This window comes from Acinetobacter sp. YH12134 (genome assembly GCF_013418555.1).
In the GTDB taxonomy this organism is placed as follows: domain Bacteria; phylum Pseudomonadota; class Gammaproteobacteria; order Pseudomonadales; family Moraxellaceae; genus Acinetobacter; species Acinetobacter indicus.
The window spans coordinates 109,694-129,724 of sequence record NZ_VPBT01000003.1 but is presented as its reverse complement, the minus strand read 5'-3'; the positions used below and the strand labels follow the sequence as shown (position 1 = coordinate 129,724).

18 protein-coding genes and 4 tRNA genes are annotated in these 20,031 nt (G+C 48.1%); 15 read left to right on the top strand and 7 right to left on the bottom strand.

The window, feature by feature from the left end:
• The first annotated feature begins 69 nt into the window (after positions 1-69).
• From rpsM to FTU69_RS03500, 6 genes are all read left to right on the top strand, one after another.
• A complete protein-coding gene (rpsM, locus tag FTU69_RS03525) occupies positions 70-426 on the top strand; it encodes a 30S ribosomal protein S13 (RefSeq protein WP_005012957.1) in 357 nt (118 codons plus the stop codon).
• Positions 427-445: 19 nt separating this feature from the next.
• The gene (gene rpsK / locus FTU69_RS03520; RefSeq protein WP_001040166.1) at positions 446-832 is read left to right on the top strand and encodes a 30S ribosomal protein S11; all 387 of its coding nucleotides are present in this window, start codon (positions 446-448) and stop codon (positions 830-832) included.
• A 12-nt stretch (positions 833-844) separates the two neighbouring features.
• Positions 845-1,468: a 30S ribosomal protein S4 gene (gene rpsD, locus FTU69_RS03515; RefSeq protein ID WP_016658534.1), complete on the top strand. Its 624-nt coding sequence runs from the start codon at positions 845-847 to the stop codon at positions 1,466-1,468.
• A gap of 17 nt (positions 1,469-1,485) precedes the next feature.
• On the top strand, positions 1,486-2,493 hold the full coding sequence (locus FTU69_RS03510) for a DNA-directed RNA polymerase subunit alpha (RefSeq protein ID WP_005180245.1): 1,008 nt from the start codon (positions 1,486-1,488) through the stop codon (positions 2,491-2,493).
• Positions 2,494-2,512: 19 nt separating this feature from the next.
• Complete coding sequence (rplQ, locus tag FTU69_RS03505) at positions 2,513-2,878, top strand: 50S ribosomal protein L17 (protein ID WP_004754212.1); 366 nt, start codon at positions 2,513-2,515, stop codon at positions 2,876-2,878.
• 198 nt (positions 2,879-3,076) lie between these two features.
• The gene (locus FTU69_RS03500) at positions 3,077-4,567 is read left to right on the top strand and encodes an NAD(P)/FAD-dependent oxidoreductase (RefSeq protein ID WP_005180241.1); all 1,491 of its coding nucleotides are present in this window, start codon (positions 3,077-3,079) and stop codon (positions 4,565-4,567) included.
• 87 nt (positions 4,568-4,654) lie between these two features.
• Here the strand turns inward: FTU69_RS03500 and FTU69_RS03495 are convergent, their stop codons facing one another.
• Entirely contained in the window at positions 4,655-5,827 is a 1,173-nt protein-coding gene (locus tag FTU69_RS03495) for an acyl-CoA dehydrogenase family protein (RefSeq protein WP_180103503.1), read from the bottom strand.
• Positions 5,828-6,010: 183 nt separating this feature from the next.
• Between FTU69_RS03495 and FTU69_RS03490 the strand changes: the two genes are divergently transcribed.
• From FTU69_RS03490 to FTU69_RS03470, 5 genes are all read left to right on the top strand, one after another.
• A complete protein-coding gene (locus FTU69_RS03490) occupies positions 6,011-6,268 on the top strand; it encodes a succinate dehydrogenase assembly factor 2 (RefSeq protein ID WP_005180238.1) in 258 nt (85 codons plus the stop codon).
• Positions 6,255-6,647 (top strand): hypothetical protein, encoded by a 393-nt coding sequence (locus FTU69_RS03485; protein WP_005180237.1) that lies wholly within the window; start codon positions 6,255-6,257, stop codon positions 6,645-6,647. The genes FTU69_RS03490 and FTU69_RS03485 overlap by 14 nt, the downstream gene beginning before the upstream one ends.
• Positions 6,648-7,163: 516 nt before the next feature.
• The gene (locus tag FTU69_RS03480; RefSeq protein WP_163145409.1) at positions 7,164-8,237 is read left to right on the top strand and encodes a hypothetical protein; all 1,074 of its coding nucleotides are present in this window, start codon (positions 7,164-7,166) and stop codon (positions 8,235-8,237) included.
• A 55-nt stretch (positions 8,238-8,292) separates the two neighbouring features.
• A complete protein-coding gene (rrtA, locus tag FTU69_RS03475; protein WP_180103502.1) occupies positions 8,293-8,865 on the top strand; it encodes a rhombosortase in 573 nt (190 codons plus the stop codon).
• A gap of 180 nt (positions 8,866-9,045) precedes the next feature.
• Positions 9,046-11,322 (top strand): TRAP transporter large permease subunit, encoded by a 2,277-nt coding sequence (locus FTU69_RS03470; protein WP_180103501.1) that lies wholly within the window; start codon positions 9,046-9,048, stop codon positions 11,320-11,322.
• Between the two features lie 61 nt (positions 11,323-11,383).
• On the opposite strand, the gene FTU69_RS03465 is transcribed toward FTU69_RS03470, so the two are convergent.
• The 5 genes from FTU69_RS03465 to rnr all read right to left on the bottom strand — a co-directional run bounded on the left by FTU69_RS03465 (position 11,384) and on the right by rnr (position 17,628).
• Complete coding sequence (locus tag FTU69_RS03465) at positions 11,384-12,271, bottom strand: DMT family transporter (RefSeq protein ID WP_373685077.1); 888 nt, start codon at positions 12,269-12,271, stop codon at positions 11,384-11,386.
• Positions 12,272-12,331: 60 nt separating this feature from the next.
• On the bottom strand, positions 12,332-12,748 hold the full coding sequence (locus FTU69_RS03460; RefSeq protein ID WP_180103500.1) for a hypothetical protein: 417 nt from the start codon (positions 12,746-12,748) through the stop codon (positions 12,332-12,334).
• A gap of 22 nt (positions 12,749-12,770) precedes the next feature.
• Positions 12,771-12,980 (bottom strand): YheV family putative zinc ribbon protein, encoded by a 210-nt coding sequence (locus FTU69_RS03455; protein WP_171065117.1) that lies wholly within the window; start codon positions 12,978-12,980, stop codon positions 12,771-12,773.
• Between the two features lie 40 nt (positions 12,981-13,020).
• Positions 13,021-15,060 (bottom strand): M3 family metallopeptidase, encoded by a 2,040-nt coding sequence (locus FTU69_RS03450; protein ID WP_180103529.1) that lies wholly within the window; start codon positions 15,058-15,060, stop codon positions 13,021-13,023.
• 135 nt (positions 15,061-15,195) lie between these two features.
• The gene (gene rnr, locus FTU69_RS03445; protein WP_104483961.1) at positions 15,196-17,628 is read right to left on the bottom strand and encodes a ribonuclease R; all 2,433 of its coding nucleotides are present in this window, start codon (positions 17,626-17,628) and stop codon (positions 15,196-15,198) included.
• Between the two features lie 265 nt (positions 17,629-17,893).
• Between rnr and FTU69_RS03440 the strand changes: the two genes are divergently transcribed.
• From FTU69_RS03440 to FTU69_RS03425, 4 genes are all read left to right on the top strand, one after another.
• A tRNA-Ser gene (locus FTU69_RS03440) sits at positions 17,894-17,983 on the top strand.
• Between the two features lie 13 nt (positions 17,984-17,996).
• A tRNA-Arg gene (locus tag FTU69_RS03435) sits at positions 17,997-18,073 on the top strand.
• 49 nt (positions 18,074-18,122) lie between these two features.
• Positions 18,123-18,199, top strand: a tRNA-Arg gene (locus FTU69_RS03430).
• 231 nt (positions 18,200-18,430) lie between these two features.
• Positions 18,431-18,507: transfer RNA gene (locus tag FTU69_RS03425), tRNA-Arg, on the top strand.
• A 77-nt stretch (positions 18,508-18,584) separates the two neighbouring features.
• Here FTU69_RS03425 and FTU69_RS03420 read toward each other — a convergent pair.
• Complete coding sequence (locus FTU69_RS03420; RefSeq protein ID WP_180103499.1) at positions 18,585-19,883, bottom strand: SRPBCC family protein; 1,299 nt, start codon at positions 19,881-19,883, stop codon at positions 18,585-18,587.
• Positions 19,884-20,031 lie beyond the last annotated feature (148 nt).

The window sequence follows — 20,031 nt, the reverse complement described above, 5'->3', positions numbered from 1 at the left end:
TTATTATCCGCCCCTCAAGATTTTTGTGGGGCGGTTGATTATCTTAACTGCCTTTTTGGAGAAAATTGAATGGCTCGTATTGCCGGTGTAAACATTCCGGATAACAAGCATGCTGTTATCTCTCTAACGTACATCTTTGGTATTGGTCGCCACACTGCTAAGAACATCTTAGCTGCTGCTGGTATCGCTACTACCACTAAGATCCGTGAATTAGATGACGCTCAGCTTGATGCGATTCGTGCAGAAGTTGCTAAGGTTCCGACCGAAGGTGACTTACGTCGCGAAATTTCCATGAACATTAAACGTTTAATGGATTTAGGCTGCTACCGCGGTCTTCGTCATCGTCGCAGCTTGCCTGTCCGTGGTCAACGCACCAAAACTAACGCACGTACCCGTAAAGGTCCGCGCAAACCAATTAAGAAATAAGATTTCTGGAAGCTAAAAGATGGCTAAAGATACTCGCACACGCAAGAAGGTCACCCGTACCGTCTCTGAAGGTGTTGCACACATTCACGCTTCTTTTAATAACACCATTGTGACTATTACCGATCGTCAAGGTAATGCACTGGCTTGGGCCACTTCAGGTGGACAAGGCTTCCGTGGATCACGTAAATCAACTCCGTTTGCTGCTCAGGTAGCTGCTGAAGTTGCTGGTAAAGCTGCTTTAGATTACGGTTTGAAAAACTTGGACGTCCTTGTAAAAGGTCCTGGTCCAGGTCGTGAGTCTGCGGTTCGTGCATTAGGTGCAGTGGGTTATAAAATTAACAGCATTACCGATGTGACTCCAATTCCTCACAACGGTTGCCGTCCACCTAAAAAACGTCGCGTGTAAGGAGAAACATTCATGGCTCGTTATATTGGTCCAAAATGCAAACTCTCTCGCCGCGAAGGGACAGACCTGCAACTAAAATCTGGCGTTAAACCATTTGACGTCAAAACTAAAAAACACGCTAAAGCTCCTGGTCAACATGGCCAAGCGCGCGGCAAACAATCTGAGTATTCTCTACAATTACGTGAAAAACAAAAAGTACGTCGTATGTACGGTGTTTTAGAGCGTCAATTTAGTAATTACTATAAAGAAGCAGCTCGTGTTAAAGGCGCAACAGGTGAAAACTTGTTGAAATTGCTTGAAAGCCGTCTTGATAACGTCGTTTATCGCATGGGTTTTGGTTCTACACGTGCAGAAGCTCGTCAGCTTGTATCTCACCGTAGCATTACTTTGAATGGCCGTCGTGTTAACATCGCGTCTATCCAAGTTAAAGCTGGTGACGTGATCGCAGTTCACGAAGGTGCTAAACAACAATTACGTATCAAAAACGCAATTGAATTAGCTGCTCAACGTGGTATCCCTTCTTGGATGGAAGTTGATCACGCTAAATTAGAAGGTACGTTCAAAGCTGCACCAGATCGTTCTGATTTACCTGCTGAAATCAACGAAAGCTTGATTGTAGAATTGTATTCTAAATAATCCTTGAGGTAGCAATAATGACGCGTACTGCAAATGAGTTTCTAACTCCGCAAGCGATCAAGGTCGAAGCGGTTAGCGGGACCTCGGCAAAAGTTATTCTGGAACCATTAGAGCGTGGCTTTGGTCATACTCTTGGTAATGCTTTACGTCGCATCCTTCTTTCTTCTTTACCTGGCGCAGCTGTGGTTGAAGTTGAAATTGAGGGTGTTGAGCACGAGTACAGTACCTTAGAAGGCTTGCAGCAGGACATCGTCGAGCTCTTGCTGAACCTGAAAGGATTGTCTATTAAGCTATTCGATCAAAATGAAGCTTATTTGACATTGGAAAAACAAGGTCCAGGTGACGTTACTGCAGCTGACCTTCGTTTACCGCATAATGTTGAAGTGGTTAACCCTGAACACTTGATCGGCACTCTAAGTGCATCAGGCGCGTTAAAAATGCGTTTGAAAGTGGCTCAAGGCCGTGGTTATGAAACATCTGACTCACGTTTCCCAGAAGGTGAAACTCGCCCAGTGGGTCGTTTACAGTTAGATGCTTCTTATAGCCCGATCAAACGTGTGTCATACATCGTAGAAAATGCGCGTGTAGAACAACGTACTGACCTTGACAAGCTGATCATTGATCTTGAAACCAACGGTACTGTTGATCCTGAAGAAGCAATCCGCAAAGCGGCAACAATCTTGCAACAACAAATTGCAATCTTTGTTGACCTTCAGAAAGATCAGGCACCTGTGGCTCAAGAACCTCGTGAAGAAGTTGACCCAATTTTGCTTCGTCCAGTAGATGATCTAGAGCTTACTGTTCGTTCTGCTAACTGTTTGAAAGCAGAAAATATTTACTACATTGGTGATCTTGTACAGCGCACCGAGGTTGAGTTACTTAAAACACCTAACCTGGGTAAAAAATCGCTTACTGAGATCAAAGATGTTCTGGCATCGAAAGGCTTGCAGCTCGGCATGCGTTTAGAGAACTGGCCACCAGCTAGTCTCCGCATGGACGACCGCTTCGCTTATCGTAGCCGTTAATTAAGTAGGACTATTCACCATGCGTCATCGTAATAGTGGTGTGAAATTAGGCCGTACCAGCAGCCACCGTAAGGCGTTGTTCCAAAACTTAACCAATGCTTTAGTTGAGCACGAGTTAATTAAAACAACTTTGCCTAAAGCGAAAGAACTTCGCCGCGTTGCTGAGCCTTTAATCACTTTAGCTAAAAACGATACAGTTGCAAACCGTCGTTTGGCGTTTGCTCGTACTCGTAATGCAGCAACTGTTGGTAAATTATTTACCGTTCTTGGCCCTCGTTACAAAGAACGTAACGGCGGTTATCTACGTGTTCTTAAAGCGGGCTTCCGTGCAGGTGATGCTGCACCGATGGCTTACGTTGAACTTGTAGATCGCGAAGTTAAATAATTTCGCAAGAGCAGTTCAGTTGTTCTAAAAAAAGGTCGGTTTTTTAAACCGGCCTTTTTTTATGGCTATTTGTCAGACAATTTTTCTGTTGTGTCCCGAATTGATATAAATTTTATCGCTTTTTATTAAACTTGACATTGAGTATTGTCAAATTTGTGCTTTAATAAAAACAGAACGTTGAACAGGTATAAAAACAAAATGGACAAGCATGTTGATATTCTGATTGTGGGTGCGGGTATCTCTGGTATTGGTCTGGCCGCGCATCTTTCCAAACACTGCCCGCAGCGCACCTTTGAAATTATCGAGCGTCGTGAGAGCTTTGGGGGCACTTGGGATTTATTTAAATATCCGGGTATTCGTTCCGATTCGGATATGTCGACCTTTGGCTTTAATTTTAAGCCCTGGACGCAAGACAGCATTCTGGCTGATGGCGCTTCAATTAAGAACTATCTGTCAGAAGTGATTGCAGAGTATCAACTGAAATCCAAAATTCATTTCCAGCATCGGGTGCTGTCTGCCAATTATGATAGCCAGACCCAGAAATGGTCTGTCGTGATTGAAAATGCACAGGGCAAAAAACAGACCTGGATCGCCAATTTTGTTCTGGGGTGTACCGGTTATTACAATTATGATCAGGGCTTCCAGCCGGATTTCCCGAATCAGTCGGCATTTAAAGGTACTTTTATTCATCCACAGCATTGGCCGGAAAACTTCGATTATTCTGGTAAAAAAGTGGTGATTATTGGCAGTGGTGCTACCGCTATTACCTTGGTGCCTGCAATGGTCAAAGGCGGTGCAGCGCATGTCACCATGCTGCAGCGCTCACCGACCTATATTGCTTCCATTCCATCGGTAGATTTTATCTATAACAACATGCGCAAGGTGTTGCCGGAGGAGCTGGCTTATAAGCTGACGCGGGCACGAAATATTGGTATGCAACGCGGTGTGTATGCGCTGGCACAGAAACAGCCGAAGCTGCTGCGTAAATTTTTATTAAAGTCAATTGAGATGCAGCTGAAAGGCAAAGTGGATATGAAACACTTTAGCCCGAGCTATAATCCATGGGATCAGCGTCTGTGTGTGGTGCCAGATGGAGATTTGTTTAAAGTGCTGCGTGAAGGGCAGGCCAGTGTTGAAACCGACCAGATTGAAGCCTTTACCGAACAGGGCATCCAGTTAAAATCTGGCAAACATCTCGACGCAGATGTGATTGTGTCGGCTACCGGTCTGCAAATTCAGATTTTAGGCGGGGTTAAAGCCACCATTGATCATCAGCCTTTGGATACCTCGAAACATATGCTGTATCAGGGTGTGATGGTCAGCGATGTGCCGAATATGGCCATGATTATTGGCTATATCAATGCCTCCTGGACTTTAAAAGTTGATATTGCTGCGGATTATATCTGCCGTCTGATTAATCATATGGATCAGCAAGGCTATACCGAAGTGATTGCGGAAGGTGATCCTTCAGAGTTGATGGAAGACACTGTGATGGGTAGTTTAACTTCGGGTTATATTGCCCGTGCCGCGAATGTGATGCCAAAGCAGGGTAAACATGCGCCTTGGCGGGTGAGCAATAATTACCTGAAAGACCGTAAGGATTTAAAACAGGCTTCATTTGCTGATCCGGTGCTGAAGTTCCGTAAAGCAGTCAGTGAGTCTGCACGTAAGCCTAAACTGGTGTCTTAAGCACACATCGTCATGATCGTGCAATGAACAAAGGAAGCTCAATTGAGCTTCCTTGTTGTTTATATCGGGTTCTACACTTGTAAGGCGTTACAGGGAGCGGGAAATCAGCTCTTTCATAATTTCATTGGTGCCGGCATAAATCCGGTTGGCGCGATTGTCTAAATACGCGCGGGCAATCGGATATTCCAGCATATAGCCATAGCCGCCATGCAATTGCAGACATTCATCCACCACCTTGGAAAACAGCTCCGAAATTTTGTATTTGGCTGCCGCTGCTGCATCAACACTCAGCTGATCTTCAAGCTGCAGTTCCATACACCGGTCCAGATAGGCGCGGCAGAAATCAATTTCAGTGCGCATTTCCGCCAGTTTAAAGCGGGTATTCTGAAAGGCACCAATCGGTTTGCCAAAGGCCTTGCGTTCTTTGGTGTATTGCAGGGTATGTGCAAAAGCTGCTTCGGCACCGGCCTGACAGATAATCGCCACAATCATGCGTTCCCAGGCCAGCTCTTTCATCAGCATGATAAAGCCCATACCCTCCATCCCAAGCAGGTTTTCTTTGGGTACTCGCACATTGTCAAAAAACAGCTCACAGGTGTCCTGACCTTTCATGCCAATTTTATTCAGCGGTTTGCCTTTGCTAAAACCGGCGCGATCTGCCTCGACCATAATCAGCGACAGATTGGCCGAGCCTTTGTCGCTATTGCCAGTTTTACACACCACAATCGCCATATCGCATAAATAGCCATTGGTAATAAAGATTTTTGAGCCGTTAATGACGTATTCATCGCCCTCTAAAACTGCCGTGGTGCGTACCGCCTGTAAATCTGAGCCTGTGCCCGGTTCGGTCATGGCAATCGCGGTGACCACTTCACCTGTCGCCATTTTAGGCAACCAGTGCTGTTTTTGCTGTTCGTTGCCAAAATTATTAATATAGTTGGCAACAATATCAGAATGCAGCGAAAAACCAGTGGCTGAGTCGCCGGCATAGGCCTGTTCTTCAATCAGAATCATGCTGTAGAGGCGATCTACTCCAGAGCCACCATACTGCTCTGGCATGGTGGTACACAGCAGTCCCAGTTCACCGGCCTTGTTCCATAAATCGCGGTCTACATGCTGTTGCTGTTCATATTTTTCCGTATTCGGCAAAACTTCCTTTTCATAAAATTTGCGCACCGTATCGCGGAATGCCTCATGCTCACTCTGAAATAATTTTCGTGGCAACATGTTGTTGAGTGGGCGAATTGCAGCAGATTGCATGGTTAGAGTTCCTTCACTTATTTTTATGCCTTGAAACTAAAGCAAACTGAGCCGGCAGTACAATGTGCAGAAACATCATTTCTGGCTTTTTGCTGGCGGTTTTGGTCAGTCCGATAAATTCATCGAAACTTTTTCTGGGCTGGGTTAAACTAATTGCGATATCAATATGATGTGGACAAAACCATGAGTGAAGACATTAGCTTAGAAGAGCGTAAAGTGATTTATCGTGCCCGTCGCGGTTTAAAGGAAATTGATGTCTACTTTGATCCTTATGTGAAAAACTATTATTTAACCGCTGATCCGGAAGAAAAAGCCACGTTTGCGGCGCTGGTTGAACAGGAAGATCCGGATTTGCTGGACTGGTTTATGGAAGTGTCTGAACCGCCACGCCCGGAAATGCGCGAGCTGATCCGTAAATTAAAACACTATGTCCACGGCTAAGCGCGACTTTCAGCTGAAACCGAGCCGTCTGGCGCTGCTGTTTCAGCTGAGCCTGCTGATTCTATTTTCTGTTTTAAGTTTTCAATTATTACATCCGCTGCTTTGGCTGCTAGGTCTGCTCCTGGCGGCTGTCAGTTATTACGGGTTTCAGCGACGCTCCCAATTAACCGCCTTGGCGCATTTAGATGGGGCAGAGTGGAGTCTGCAGTTTAATTCTGGCTCCAAGATTCAACGCGGTCTGCTCGAGCATATTCTGGATCATCAGCTGTATCTGGTGCTGTATTTTCATCATGCACCGGTCAAATCTGCAGTCATCTGGCGTGACCAAGTTTCGTTTGCAGAGTGGAAAGCCTTAAAAACATTGGCAAAAACCATCTAATTGTCAGACAGTTGTATATTTTAATATAAAAATAAGATATTGATTTTAAATAAGTTTATAAAGTCCATCATTTTATTTGTCCTACACAGTCACGGTAAATTGGCAAAAAATACCGATTGTTGGACAAAAGCCTCTTGTGTTTGAAAATTATCCAGATATATTAAAGACACCAACAGCAAACAGGGAAATCGCCAGGGTTATCGCCACGTGAATGTTTCTGGTCATCGCAATTGTGTTCAATTGTGGCTGGATGATGAGGAATCTTGCTGAAGGAACGAATTGCACCAATAAAATGCCCGTAATTGGGTTCCAGTTAATAAGTAGCATGTGCTGAACCGTCGCAATGCTACTTTTTTTTGCCTAAAATTTGGCTTTCCTGCAAATTCAGTCAATTTTCTTGCCCGCTTTTCATGTCAAAGTACAGCTCTCAGATTAGAGTAAATGCTCTTTTATTCAGATAATGCATCTGATATGTTTGTTGCCATGGACATAAACACAATTATAGAGGACAGGAAAATGTCGCAAGTCCAAAAAATCTGCCAGGGTGTGGCGGTTATTGCATTCACAACAACACTTCTTTCCGGCTGTTCACAAGTGGTGAAAACCGGTGCCAATGTGGCTTTAGGTTTTACAGAAAAACATATTGTTCCTCCCATTCTGGCCATGGATGATGCCGAAATGGTCTGTAGCAGCGGCAATTCCTTGACCCCTGCAATTATGGCCACCAAAGATATGGGGGCAGACCCGACCCGGGTTGCGGTGCTGATGTATTCAGCCGCCGGTATCTGTGCGGAAAACCGTGCCCTAGATGCCGAGCTGCGTTATTTGCGTGCGTCAAAAGCCGGACAGGTCAGTGAAGCGCAAGATGCCCGGATTGAACAGAAACGCTGGGCGGCTATTGCGGCACAGCGCCAATATACCGGTTATCAGTTATTCCAGAATCGCTGGGAAAAGAAATACAGAAAACCACTGGGTGAAGGCTGCCCGAAAATGAACAGCGATATTGATCAGACCGTGTATTTGCTTGGCATGATCAGTGGTTTACAGGCCATGACCAATGATATTAACTCTGGCGGTGCGGTGCATGTGCCTAAAGATATTGCTGCCGTGGTCGAGCGTGGCATGACCTGTCTGAACAATGAAAAATTCTGGGGTGCACCACAAGCCACCCGTGCCGTGATCTGGACCTTGTTGCCAGGTGCGGGAGAGGGCAAACCGGAGCCGTATCAGACCCTGAAACAGTCGATGCAAATTGGTGAGCAGAAAGGTGTGCGCCTGTCGCATGCCCTGTATGCAGTGGCCGCGCAGGCCAGCGGCGATGATGCCAAAATTCGTGATGCGCTAAAATCATTTGCGGCTGCACGCACCGAAGAAAAACCAATTAACCCGCAATTCAAGCTAATTGACAGCATGGCTGCCACCATGGTGCAGGGGATTTCAGACCGTTACTGGACTGAAAATACCGGGGTACGTACTGCCGATGATGGCATGAGCCGTTTCTGGGATGAGCAGGACAATGCGTCTGAACTGGATGATTTATTTGGTGAAGATACAAGCGCTGATCCAGATACGGAACTCAACAATCTGTAAATAGTCGCTACGAGGAGGACGCTTTATACTTAAAAGATTCAACAGGGACAACGACATGACACTTCATTTTTTCAGTAAGAAAATTATTTTTATTGCCGTGTTTATGTCGCTGGCGGCCTGTTTGCAGGTGTTTGCGGATCATTTTATTTATTGGCGTCCTGCTCTGTTACAAGAATTCTGGCGCTTGTGGACAGCGCATTGGGTGCATGTGGGCTGGGTGCATTATCTGCTGAATATTCTGGCCTTTGCCTGTTTGCCTTTTATTTTTCCGCGGGTCAAAACCTGGCATTTTGTCAGCCTGTTATTACTATTACCTCCGGCCATCAGTTTCAGTTTCTATGTCCTGTTTCCACATATTGAAGCCTATGCCGGCCTGTCTGGGGTGCTGCATGGAGCCTATATGGCGGTGGCAGTAGTGCATCTGCTTGATGCTCAAGAACGCCGGTTTGCTGTGCTGGTATTGCTGCTGATTCTGGCCAAACTGCTGTGGGAAAATACCTTTGGCAGTAAGGAAACGGCCGAGCTGATTGGCAGCCCGGTACTGGTCGAGGCGCATTTGCTGGGCGTGATCTGGGGTGCGGGATTGGCGATTGTCTATCTGATCTATACCTACAGCTTGAAAAAGTGATCCGGCTGACCATTTCTACCAAAAAGAAAATGAATATTGTCATTTTAAATGAATGTACTTTGATGCACATTCGAAAAGAATGAAAACAAGATTTGAATAGCAGCAGGATGGCTGCTTGCTACAGGATGCACGAAATACGGCCCTGTTGCCGTTTCCGAAAATAAAAAAACAGGAAAAAATATGTCAAATCAAGGACAACGCAGATCCGGACTGGATCTGCTCAGATATATATGGACAGAATGGATTTCCGCCTTTGTGATTCTGGTGTTGCTGCTGCTGACGCTGATCATTGGAACCGGTGAGATGATTCACGGCCAGCTGTTGCGTATGGGCGAACGTCTATACGGTGATCCTGCCACCGGTATGCAGTATTCATTCTTGCGCGCTGAACCAAGTGCCCCTGACTGTGACCGCAACCCGGATATTGACGGCCAGGTGCAGGCACAAATGAAAGCCAATGCGGCCGATGAATTTGCTGATATTTTTGGAACCCCGTCTGAATCGGATGTGCGTGCCTCGATTATGGCCGCGCAGCAGGTCTGTGAAGAAAAATATATGTTTTATGATCAGGCTGTGCAGCATATGCAGGCGCATCCAAGTTTACGCACCTATCGCAGTGTAGAAACCACCTTCTTTGGCATCTTTAAATTTGGTACTGAAAACCGTGCCTTGCTGCTGGTGTTGATGGTGGTGTTTGCCGCGATTAGTGCCACTTTAAAAACCCATCATATTGGTTTGCGTGGGCCTGCCACACGAATTGATTATCGGATATATACCACCTGCATGACCGTGGCCAATGCCTTTCTGGCGTTCTCGGCCTATAGCCAGTATCGTTCGGTGCTGAATTCCGGGGTGCCGATGACCGGTGAAATGCAGATCATTTACTGGTTGTGGATGATCCTGTTTAGTGCGCTGACCCTCATCAGTTTATGGCAGTTTGTTCGTCCGCCTGCACCAACGCGAGAAGGCGGCAGTCTAGGTCTGGCTTTCCTGAGTGTACCGCTGTATGCCTATATGGCCATTATTACCGGTATTGCCTTTACCTTCTTCATGGATTATCCAATGGGGCAGGGGATTTACCTGGGCCAGCTGGTGGAATTCTCCAGCATCTTCCTGAATCTGGCGCTGTTTATCTGGGCCGGTATGCTGCTGAAGCAGACCCGTGTGGTGGATAAATTCCTGAACATCATGCGGCCATGGAATCTGGCACCAGAAACCCTGACCTGGTTAATCCTGATTGGTGCAGCATTACCGACAGCCTATACCGGTGCCTCGGGGATTTTCGTGATCGCAGCCGGTGCCATCATTTATAAAGAAGTCTGGAATGCTGGCGGTCGCCGTCAGTTTGCTCTGGCAGCAACGGCACTGTCCGGTTCGATGGGGGTGGTATTACGTCCATGTCTGCTGATTGTGGTCGTTGCCTCTTTAAACAAGGAAGTCACCACCGATGTGCTGTACCACTATGGCGTGTATGTATTCCTGCTGACTACAACAATTTTCCTGGTGGTATCGCTGTTCTTTGCTGAAAGTAAGTTCCGGATTGCTTCACCAGCTGTGGCTGCACCACGATCTTTACGTGCCATGGGTGTGGTGGTGCCGTATGTGATTATTTTCGTGCTGATCTGGATGTTCTACAAATATGCGCTGGACACCAACCTGAACGAATTTACCGCGCCGGTGATGATGCCTGTGATTCTGCTGTTAATTGTCCTGTTTGATAAATTGCGGCATGAACCGGCGCCAATTCCACCAGTAGGTCATTGGGATGAAAGCCTGACAGCAAAATATACCGATTCATCGCAACCGGCGCTGGCGACCGCCAGTGCAGTCAGTGGTGTGGAATACCGCGATGGCGTACATACTGCAACTGAGGATACTGGCATGTCGGCGGATCATAGCGTGGCGGTGTCCGAGCCGGAGCGTGAGGTTGGCTTCTGGAAGTCGATGCACATTTCCATTAGTGAAACCGTGGGGCATATTGGTGCACTGGTGATTTTGATGGCCTTATCGGTCAGTGTCGGCGGCTTCCTGGAACGGATTGAAATCATGGAAGCTTTCCCGACCGATATCAGTAGTACCTTTATTGTGATTAGCCTGATTGTGCTGGTGATGGTACTGGTCGGCATGATTATGGACCCGTTTGGTGCGGTCATCCTGATTTCTGCCACGGTGGCACCGGTAGCCTACCAGTATGGGATTGAACCGGTACATTTCTGGATGATTACCCTGATTGGCTTTGAAATGGGTTATATCACCCCACCGGTCGCGCTGAATCACTTGCTGGCGAGGCAGTCGATTGGCGATGAAGAAGTGGCGGCGGCAGATGCCGAAGTGCGCCACAAATCCTTCTACTATCGTTTTGAGCGCTGGATTCTGCCGATCTTGGTGATGCTGCCAGCGATGCTGATCATTGCCTATGTACCATACTTCTTTAAACTGTTTGGCTGGTATCAGTAAGCCAGCCGTTCAACCGTGATGATGACCATACCCTGATCTTTTGCGAAAGGTCAGGGTATTTTTATGGCGCCTGTGTAGGACTGGCTTTTTTAAACAGCGGGCTGCACAGTAAAATCGCAATTAAAATCAGGCCAAAGCCGAGCAGGCTAGACAGATCTGGCAATTCCTGCCAGAACAAAAAGCCCCAGATGCCGGCAAAAATAATCGCAATATAATTTACCGGCCCAATCTGACCAGCAGGTGCCAGACTATAGGCCCGCGACATAAAAATCTGGCTGATATTGGCCAGCACCCCGGCACTGATCAGCAGGCCCAGTTCGCTCCATTGATAGCTTCGCCATAGCCAGAACATCGGGATCACTGAAATCAGGGTACCAATCAGGCAGAAATAAAACACAATCCGTTCTGGTGGTTCGGTTTGAGTCAGGGCGCGCACAGTGACAAAGGCCATTGCAGCCAGAAAACTGGCGCCCAGACCAATAATCGACAGATGATTGAACAGGCCAGCATCCGGTTTGGCCACACAGAGTACGCCCATTAGACCAAACAGGGCGGCGATCAGCATGGCTGCACTGACTTTTTCTTTCAGGAATAACCAGGCAATGAGCGGAATAAAGATCGGGGAAGAATAGGTAAACACCATCGCATTGGACAGTTTAAGCTGGGCAATGGCATAGAAAAAGCCATACATCGCCAGCAGACCGACCACACTACGCCAGGTATGCATCCACAGACGCCGGGTTTTAAAAAAGCCGAGGCCTTTATTGAACAGCAGCGGCAGAAAAATAAACAGGCCAATAAAATTACGGAAGAACACAATAGTGGCATTGTCGACCGTATACGAGGCGTAGCGGATACACACGCCCATCAGCGAAAACAGAAAAGCAGAGAGGGTGAGTAAGCCAATGGCTTTGATCAGATCATGCTGAGGCGTGGAGGCAGTCATCATCAATCCGGGCGAGGAATAAGGATGTATTCTAGCCGATTTAACGCAGACTGCCGGTCATAATTATTGCTGTTTGAGCTGGGCTTCGAGCAGCTGAATCTGTTCTTCTTTCAGGCGGATCAGTTCATCAGCATCGGCGTGCTGGGCATTGAGCAGCGCGGCCTGATCATCCAGTTGTGCCTGCAGGTCTTCCAGTTTGGCCATTTCTTCTTTGGCCAGGGTTGCGTTGGTAGCAACCGGCTGTTTCAGAATATCTTCACTCACCAGTTGCTGTGGCACTTCTTCCAGTTGCACCGCCGGTTCTGCTTTGGCTTTAGCCGCAGGTGCGGCCGGCTGACTTAGCAGCTGGGCTTCAGGTGTTGCCTCTGCGTTCTGGTTTTGGCTCATCCATTGATAAGACATCACCACAAGTACGATTACGATCAGGCCCCCAATAATGGCCCATAATAGTTTTGAGCTATTTCTCTGATCAAGCGTCATGAATAAATGAACCTTAATTTTTTTACTTAGGATGACGTGGTTTAAATTGAATCACACCCACTTCATCAGGCGCTGCCGGTGGCTGAGGTTCATCGACATGGGTTGGGCGATTTTCGCTATAGCCACAGTCGATACATTCAATCCATTCATCATCACCTGAGGTCAGCATGACCACCCGATCCATAGCCTGGCATTTTGGACATTTTGCGCCTGCAATGAAACGACGTTTGATGGTCATCATACTGATCCTGTGTTCAAATTAAGGCCCTAGTTTAAGCGTTTTTAATTGGCTTCGTCCAACCTTGATGACGCAATAATGCATCTATTTTTGGCTCGCGTCCGCGGAAATTGATAAACGCGTCAAGTGCTGAATCTTTTCCGCCAACTGCTAGAATAAACTGCCTGAACTGCTTTCCGGTGTCGGTGTTAAATACCCCTTCATTTTCGAAGCGATCGAAGGCATCGCTGGCCAAAACTTCGGCCCATTTATAGGAGTAATAACCGGCCGCATAGCCCCCCGCGAAGATGTGACTGAAGCTATGCTGGAAGCGGTTATAATCGGTGGTCGGCACCACCGCATATTTATGCCGGATCTCATTCAGCACATCCTGAATCTGGCTGGCGGTCAAGGCTGGGGTCATGCGGTGAATATTCAGGTCAAACAGGGCAAATTCCAGCTGGCGCACGGTCTGCATGCCGGACTGGAAGAAGCGCGCATTCAGCAGCGCCTGTAGTAAATCATCCGGCAGGGTGGCCTGTGTGTCGATATGCTGACTGAGTACATCCAGGCTTTCTTTGTCCCAGGCCCAGAATTCCATAAACTGGCTTGGCAGCTCCACTGCATCCCAGGCCACGCCATGAGTGCCGGCCACCGCAATGTTGTCGACTTCCGTCAGCATATGATGCAGGCCATGACCAAATTCATGGAATAAGGTCAGCACTTCATCATGGGTCAGTAAAGCCGGCTGATCCCCCACGGGCGGGGTGAAGTTACAGACCATATAGCAAATTGGCTGTTGCAGGCCCTGGCTTTGCTGCATGCGCGAACGGAAACCGCTCATCCAGGCGCCGCTGCGTTTGCCCTGACGGGCATACAGGTCAAAATAGAAACCGCCAATCACCTGACCCTGATCTTGCAGTTCAAAATAACGGGCGTCTGGATGCCAGACTGGTGCTTCACGCTCGATAATATCGACATCGTATAGACGTTTAACGATACTAAATAAACCCTCAACCACTTTCGGTGCCGGGAAATACGGTTTCAGTGCTTCCTGAGACAGATTGAACTGGGCCAGTTTCAGTTTTTCTGAATAGAAACTGGTATCCCAGGGTTGCAGCTGCTGAATACCATCTGCTGCGGCAATGGCTTTCAGTTCGGCAATTTCCTGTTCAGCCGGCTGACGAGCATGTTCGGCCAGCTCAACCAGGAACTGCTCAACTGCTTCGACACTTGGCGCCATTTTGCTGGCTAATGACAGTTCGGCATAGTTGTTAAAGCCGAGCAGCTGGGCCATTTCCTGACGCAGGCTTAAAATTTCTTCCATCACCGCGGTATTGTCAAAGGCCTGATCGGCAGACTGGTCGGAAGCACGGGTGGTGTAGGCTTTATATAATTCTTCACGCAGGCTACGATCTTCGGCATAGGTCATAATGGCCAGATAGGACGGGAAGTCCAGCGTCGCAACCGGCTGCTCCAGCTCACGTTGCTGGCCATACTGCTTGAGCAATTCCACACTGCTGGCAGGTAGGCCGGCCAGTTGCGCTTCGGTGAGCGGTTTAGAGTAAGCCTGTGTCGCATCCAGCACATGGTTAGAAAAGTCAGAAGATAACTGTGACAGGCGTGCTGAAATTTCTGCATAGCGTTTTTTCGCTTCGCCTTCTAAGGCCACACCTGACAATTTAAAGTCACGCAGCGCCAGTTTAATTGCGCTTTGTTGCGCTGCAGGCAAGTCATTAAACATCGCTGCATCATGAACTTGCTGATAGGTCTGATACAGCACCGTGTGCTGACCGAGCTGGGTATAGTATTCGCTCAGGCCGGGTAACAGCGCTTGATAGACTTCACGGGTTTCGGCATTGTTCATCACCGCATTCAGGTGCGAGAGCACGCCCCAGCTTTCGCTCATCTGGTTTTCCAGATGATCGATCTGCGCCAGAACCTGCAACTGTGCATCGCTACTGGCCGGAATGTCTTGGAGTTGCTGTAAAAAGGCCTGCCCTTGGGTGATGGTCTGTTCAACCTGTTGTTTTAATTGGGGCAGCGTAATCTGGTCAAACTGGGGTACTGGCAGGGTTGCCTGTTCTAATGTCATTTCTTTTTCCATGTTGAAGTCCTGTCTTAGCAATAGATGTAGGGCCTCCAGCGTGGGAAATCAAGCGGTGTGTACAGAATTGCTCAACTTCATATAAAAAAGAGCGCCGTGGCGCTCTGTTTCTGATCGGGCTGCTTAGTCCAGCTTGGACTTGGCATTGGACTTTTTCTTTTTCACTTTGGCTTTTTTCTTGACCTTGTCTTTGCTTTCAGCCTTGGCGGTGACTTTTTTCGCCGGCTTTTTGCCATAAGAACTCGGCTTGGATTTGGCCTTTTTCTTCTTCAACGGCTGTTCGCCATCTTCACTCACGGCAAGCTTGACTGGACGATCATGAAAGATTTCTTCGGTGGCTTCAGCACGCGGCGCGGCTTTGGCCACGCGTGGTGCACGGCTGCGGATCGCACGACCGGCATGGGTCAATTGTTTGACCAGCTCGAAATCAATCTTGCGTTCTTCCAGGTTGACTCCGGCCACCTTGACTTTGACTTCATCGCCCAGACTAAAGGTCTGACCGCGTGACTGACCGACCAGTGACTGGCTGGCCTGATCAAACATAAAGAAGTCATCGCCCAGCTGGCTGACGTGAATCATGCCATCGACATACAGGTCTTTCAGGGTCACAAACAGACCAAATTCGGTCACGGCAGAAATTACCCCGACAAATTCTTCGCCTAAATGCTGCTGCATATAATGACATTTCAGCCACATGGTCACAGAGCGGGAGGCTTCATCGGCACGGCGTTCAGTTTGCGAGAAATGCTCACCGGCATCATCCAGCGCGGCACCCGAAATCGGATAAGGTTTCTGGGCCAGATGCGCCTTAATGGCACGGTGCAAGAGCAGATCCGGATAACGGCGAATTGGCGAGGTGAAGTGAGTATAGGCTTCATAGGCCAGACCATAGTGGCCGGCATTGGCCGCGCCGTAATAGGCCTGCATCATCGAGCGTAACAGCACCGCATGAATACTTGGCGCATCAATGCGGTCTTTGGTGGCATCAATCACGGCCTGATAATCGGCCTGGGTTGGCTGTTCCGGGAAATTCAGTCCCAGCAGTTTTACAAATTCACGAACTTTCTGAATCCGTGAAAACTCAGGTGGTTCATGCACACGGTACAGCATCGGAATATCATTTTTGAGCGCAAATTCTGCTGCCGCCACGTTGGCCAGTAACATACACTCTTCAATCAGTTTATGCGCATCATTACGGGTTCGTGGCAGGATTTCCTGAATCCCGCCGAGTTCGTCGAAGGTCATATAGGTTTCGACGGTTTCAAATTCCATGGCATGACGCTGGGCACGTAAACCTTTGAGTACCTGATACAGCTGGAACAGGGTATTCAGCGATTTGCGTACATCCCGGTCTTCCGGAATGGCAGCGCTGTCGCCGTCAAAATATTGCGCCACCTGGGTATAGGTCAGACGGGCTTTGGAATGCATTACCGCAGGATAGAACTCGAATTTGGTTACCCGGCCGGCACGGGACAGGTTCAGGTCACAGACCATACACAGACGATCAACCTGCGGATTCAGCGAACATAAGCCATTCGATAAGGCTTCTGGCAACATCGGCAAGACAAAATGCGGGAAATAGACCGAAGTGCCGCGTTCCTGGGCTTCATCATCCAGTGGTTTGCCCGTGCGGACATAGTGGCTAACATCGGCAATCGCGACCACTACGCGGTAACCACCCCCTGGACGTTTTTCTGCATACACCGCATCATCAAAGTCGCGGGCATCTTCACCATCAATGGTGACCAGAGCTAAATCACGTAAATCGACCCGGCCCTCACGGTCTTTGGCTGACGGTTCTTTAAAACTGTCGGCATCTTTTAAGACATTGTCCGGAAATTCATACGGCAAACCAAACTCTAAAATGGTTTGGGGAATGATGATTTCGGTATCGGCTTTATCAGCCATCGACTGCACCACATGGCCGGTGGCAAATTCTTCACGGCTTGGATAGTCATCAATGGCAACGCGAACTGAATCGCCCAGATTCAGTTTGGCGTGTTCAACCAGCTCTTTTTCTAAAGTCACCGGCTGATGGCTGTTCGGATTGCCCGGCTGAATAAAATATTCACCGTCATACATCGACAGTTTGCCAATGATCTGTTTCACACGGCGCTGCTGGACTTCGGTAATAAAGCCCCAGGCTTTGCCTTTGCGATCGACCGAGGTCTGGCGCACTTTAACGCGGTCGCCATTAAACACCAGACGCAATTCACGCTCGGGTAGCAGGATGTCATTTTGTCCGTCAATATGGGCAGAACCCAGACCCTTGCTATTAATGTAGACCGTGGCTTCATGGGTAGGCTGCTCGGCGGCAAGCTGGAACTTGAATCCGTCTTTCATGAGCTGGCCATCACGCACCATAGCAATTAAGCGGTGGCTCAGGGCATCAATACTTTTCTGATCGGCAATTTCAAAATATTCAACCAAGTCGGCATGCGACTGGGCCTGTTGCAGTTTTTCAATACTTTCAAGAATCAGTGTGCGACTTGGAATCGGATTATCGTAACGTTCGGCTTCAGCTTTTGCTTCAGGATCGACCCAGTTTTTCATCATGTCTTTGGCTTCAAGTCAGAAGATAGGTTTAGCATAAGTCATGCAGCGTCAGACTGCACGTAAATGATTGCAATAATGTGTTTTAAGTCTTTATTTTAAGATGATTGCGAGTAGATAAAATCACATTCCCCATAAATTTGCAGAAAATGCCAGGCTAGAAGCAATAAATTGTTTAAAAAATATTTAATTGAGCAAAAAACTGCAAAAAATAGAGTGACTGCGCTTGCAGTGCTACAGTTAAATTTGTATTATGGCGGCACGTTACGGTGAGATGGGTGAGTGGCTGAAACCACGTCCCTGCTAAGGACGCATACGGGCAACTGTATCGAGGGTTCGAATCCCTCTCTCACCGCCACTTTACTTATGTCGCGCTCATAGCTCAGCTGGATAGAGCACTTGGCTACGAACTAAGGGGTCGGGAGTTCGAATCTCTCTGAGCGCACCAATAAGTAAACCAGGAAATAACGCAGTCTAATATAGACGACACAAGTGACGCGCTCATAGCTCAGCTGGATAGAGCACTTGGCTACGAACTAAGGGGTCGGGAGTTCGAATCTCTCTGAGCGCACCAACTTGAACAATTAACCGCACATGTTGCGGTTTTTTTGTGCCTGCAATTTGGCTACTCAGCTGCATCAGCCGGCTTCCTTATTTGTTACAATTTCAACTGCAATTTAAAACCTGTATAAAATCAGCGCACAAATACATGATTTGTCCAATATCTATCCATTTGGTTGCATTTTTATGAAATAAGACTTAACAAATACCGAAAAGCCCGTATAATGCACCCCATCAAGACGTCGCGCTCATAGCTCAGCTGGATAGAGCACTTGGCTACGAACTAAGGGGTCGGGAGTTCGAATCTCTCTGAGCGCACCAATCTTGATAAAGAATTCTGAAAAAACCGCACATTTTGCGGTTTTTTTGTGTCTATAATTTACTAAAACATTCCCGCATTATTTGATCTTCTGTTGAATCTTTAAGGTCAGCACGGTATTGCCACCCAATGCCGGCAGCAGCTCGTGATACGGCATACTGCGCATGGCGCGTAATAAAAACGGTGCCTGCGCATCAATGTTCATGGCGCTGGTCACATTCAGTAAACTGCCCTCGGCTTGCGGCAAAATCTGCATGCCACCTTGCACATAGCGTAAATCTCCCCCCACCGCCTGAAACTGCTGCTCCAGAGCGCCTTGTGCCTGAAAACGCAGTTTAAAATCAAACGGAATCTGAATCACGCCCAGTCCGACCGAAATTTTATAGTCGGCATCCAGCTGCCGGGCAGAGGGCTGCTGAATATGAACTTTTTTAATTTGCCGTGGAAACAGGTGCTGGTAGGCCTGCGGTTCAAGCCAGGGTTTTAGCTTGCTGGCCGGCTGGGCATAGTACTGATAGCTGCTGCTAAAACGCATGATTTCCTGCTTTGCACCATAGGACACCTGATAGGCCGGTAAAATAAAGGATACGGGTTCTTGTGATTTCTGGCTGATCTGCCGGATTTTGTTCATCTGGCTGACACTTAATTCAGGTGCTGGCACCTCGCCGGCGGGTAAGGCTCGGGGTGTGGTGTTTTTAAATTTACGTTGCAGTGCTTCCAGAATAAAGGCATTGGTGCCGGCCGGCAGGCCCAGTTTGGCATCGGGCAGGGCATTCAGGATGGTACGAAATAAAAAGCCTTTGGGCTGCGCCAAATCTCCCCAGTGCGTGACCGTGACCAGCGTCTGATGGGCCGACAAGGCAAACCATTCTATTTTTCCGGCGCCATACGGAATGGGTGCGTCAATCACCAGGGTTTCAATACTGTTGTCGGTGCGCTGATGTTGCAGGATCACATCCTCTTTAAAGTTCAGCACCGGAATGGGCGTGGGAATATGAATCCGGTATTTGACCTGACTGATGTGCTGACGCTGCTCCAGTATCTTGGCGCTTTTTAAGGTCGGAAACAGCTGGGCATAGTCTGAATAATCACTCAGCAGCGCCGCAACTGTGTGACTGGGCACTGGCAGCACCACCGCAGCGCTATAAAATTTGCCCCGTTTTGTAGATGCGAAAGTTGGCAGCTGAATCGGTTGCGCGGCATGCGCATAAATCAGAATTCCATCTCCGGTCAGCGCGGCCAGCTGTTCGGCACTGCCGCCATAGCCTTGTAAACTGCCTGGTATTTTTCCTGTCCAGCGAACTAAACTGGCCCAGGCAGAAACCGGCAGCAGCAGACTGCAAAGCAGGGCGATCAATCGGGTGTGCGTCTGTGGCATAAAACATCCTGTTTTTGCTGTGGAGGTGAGCGAATCATCCCGTTTTGAATCGGGTTATTTTTTGAATGGTGGTTGCAGCATCATCATGACAGCACTGGCGAGAAAAAGAATAAGGAAATCACCTATTCTGGTGTAATATTTAGCGTAA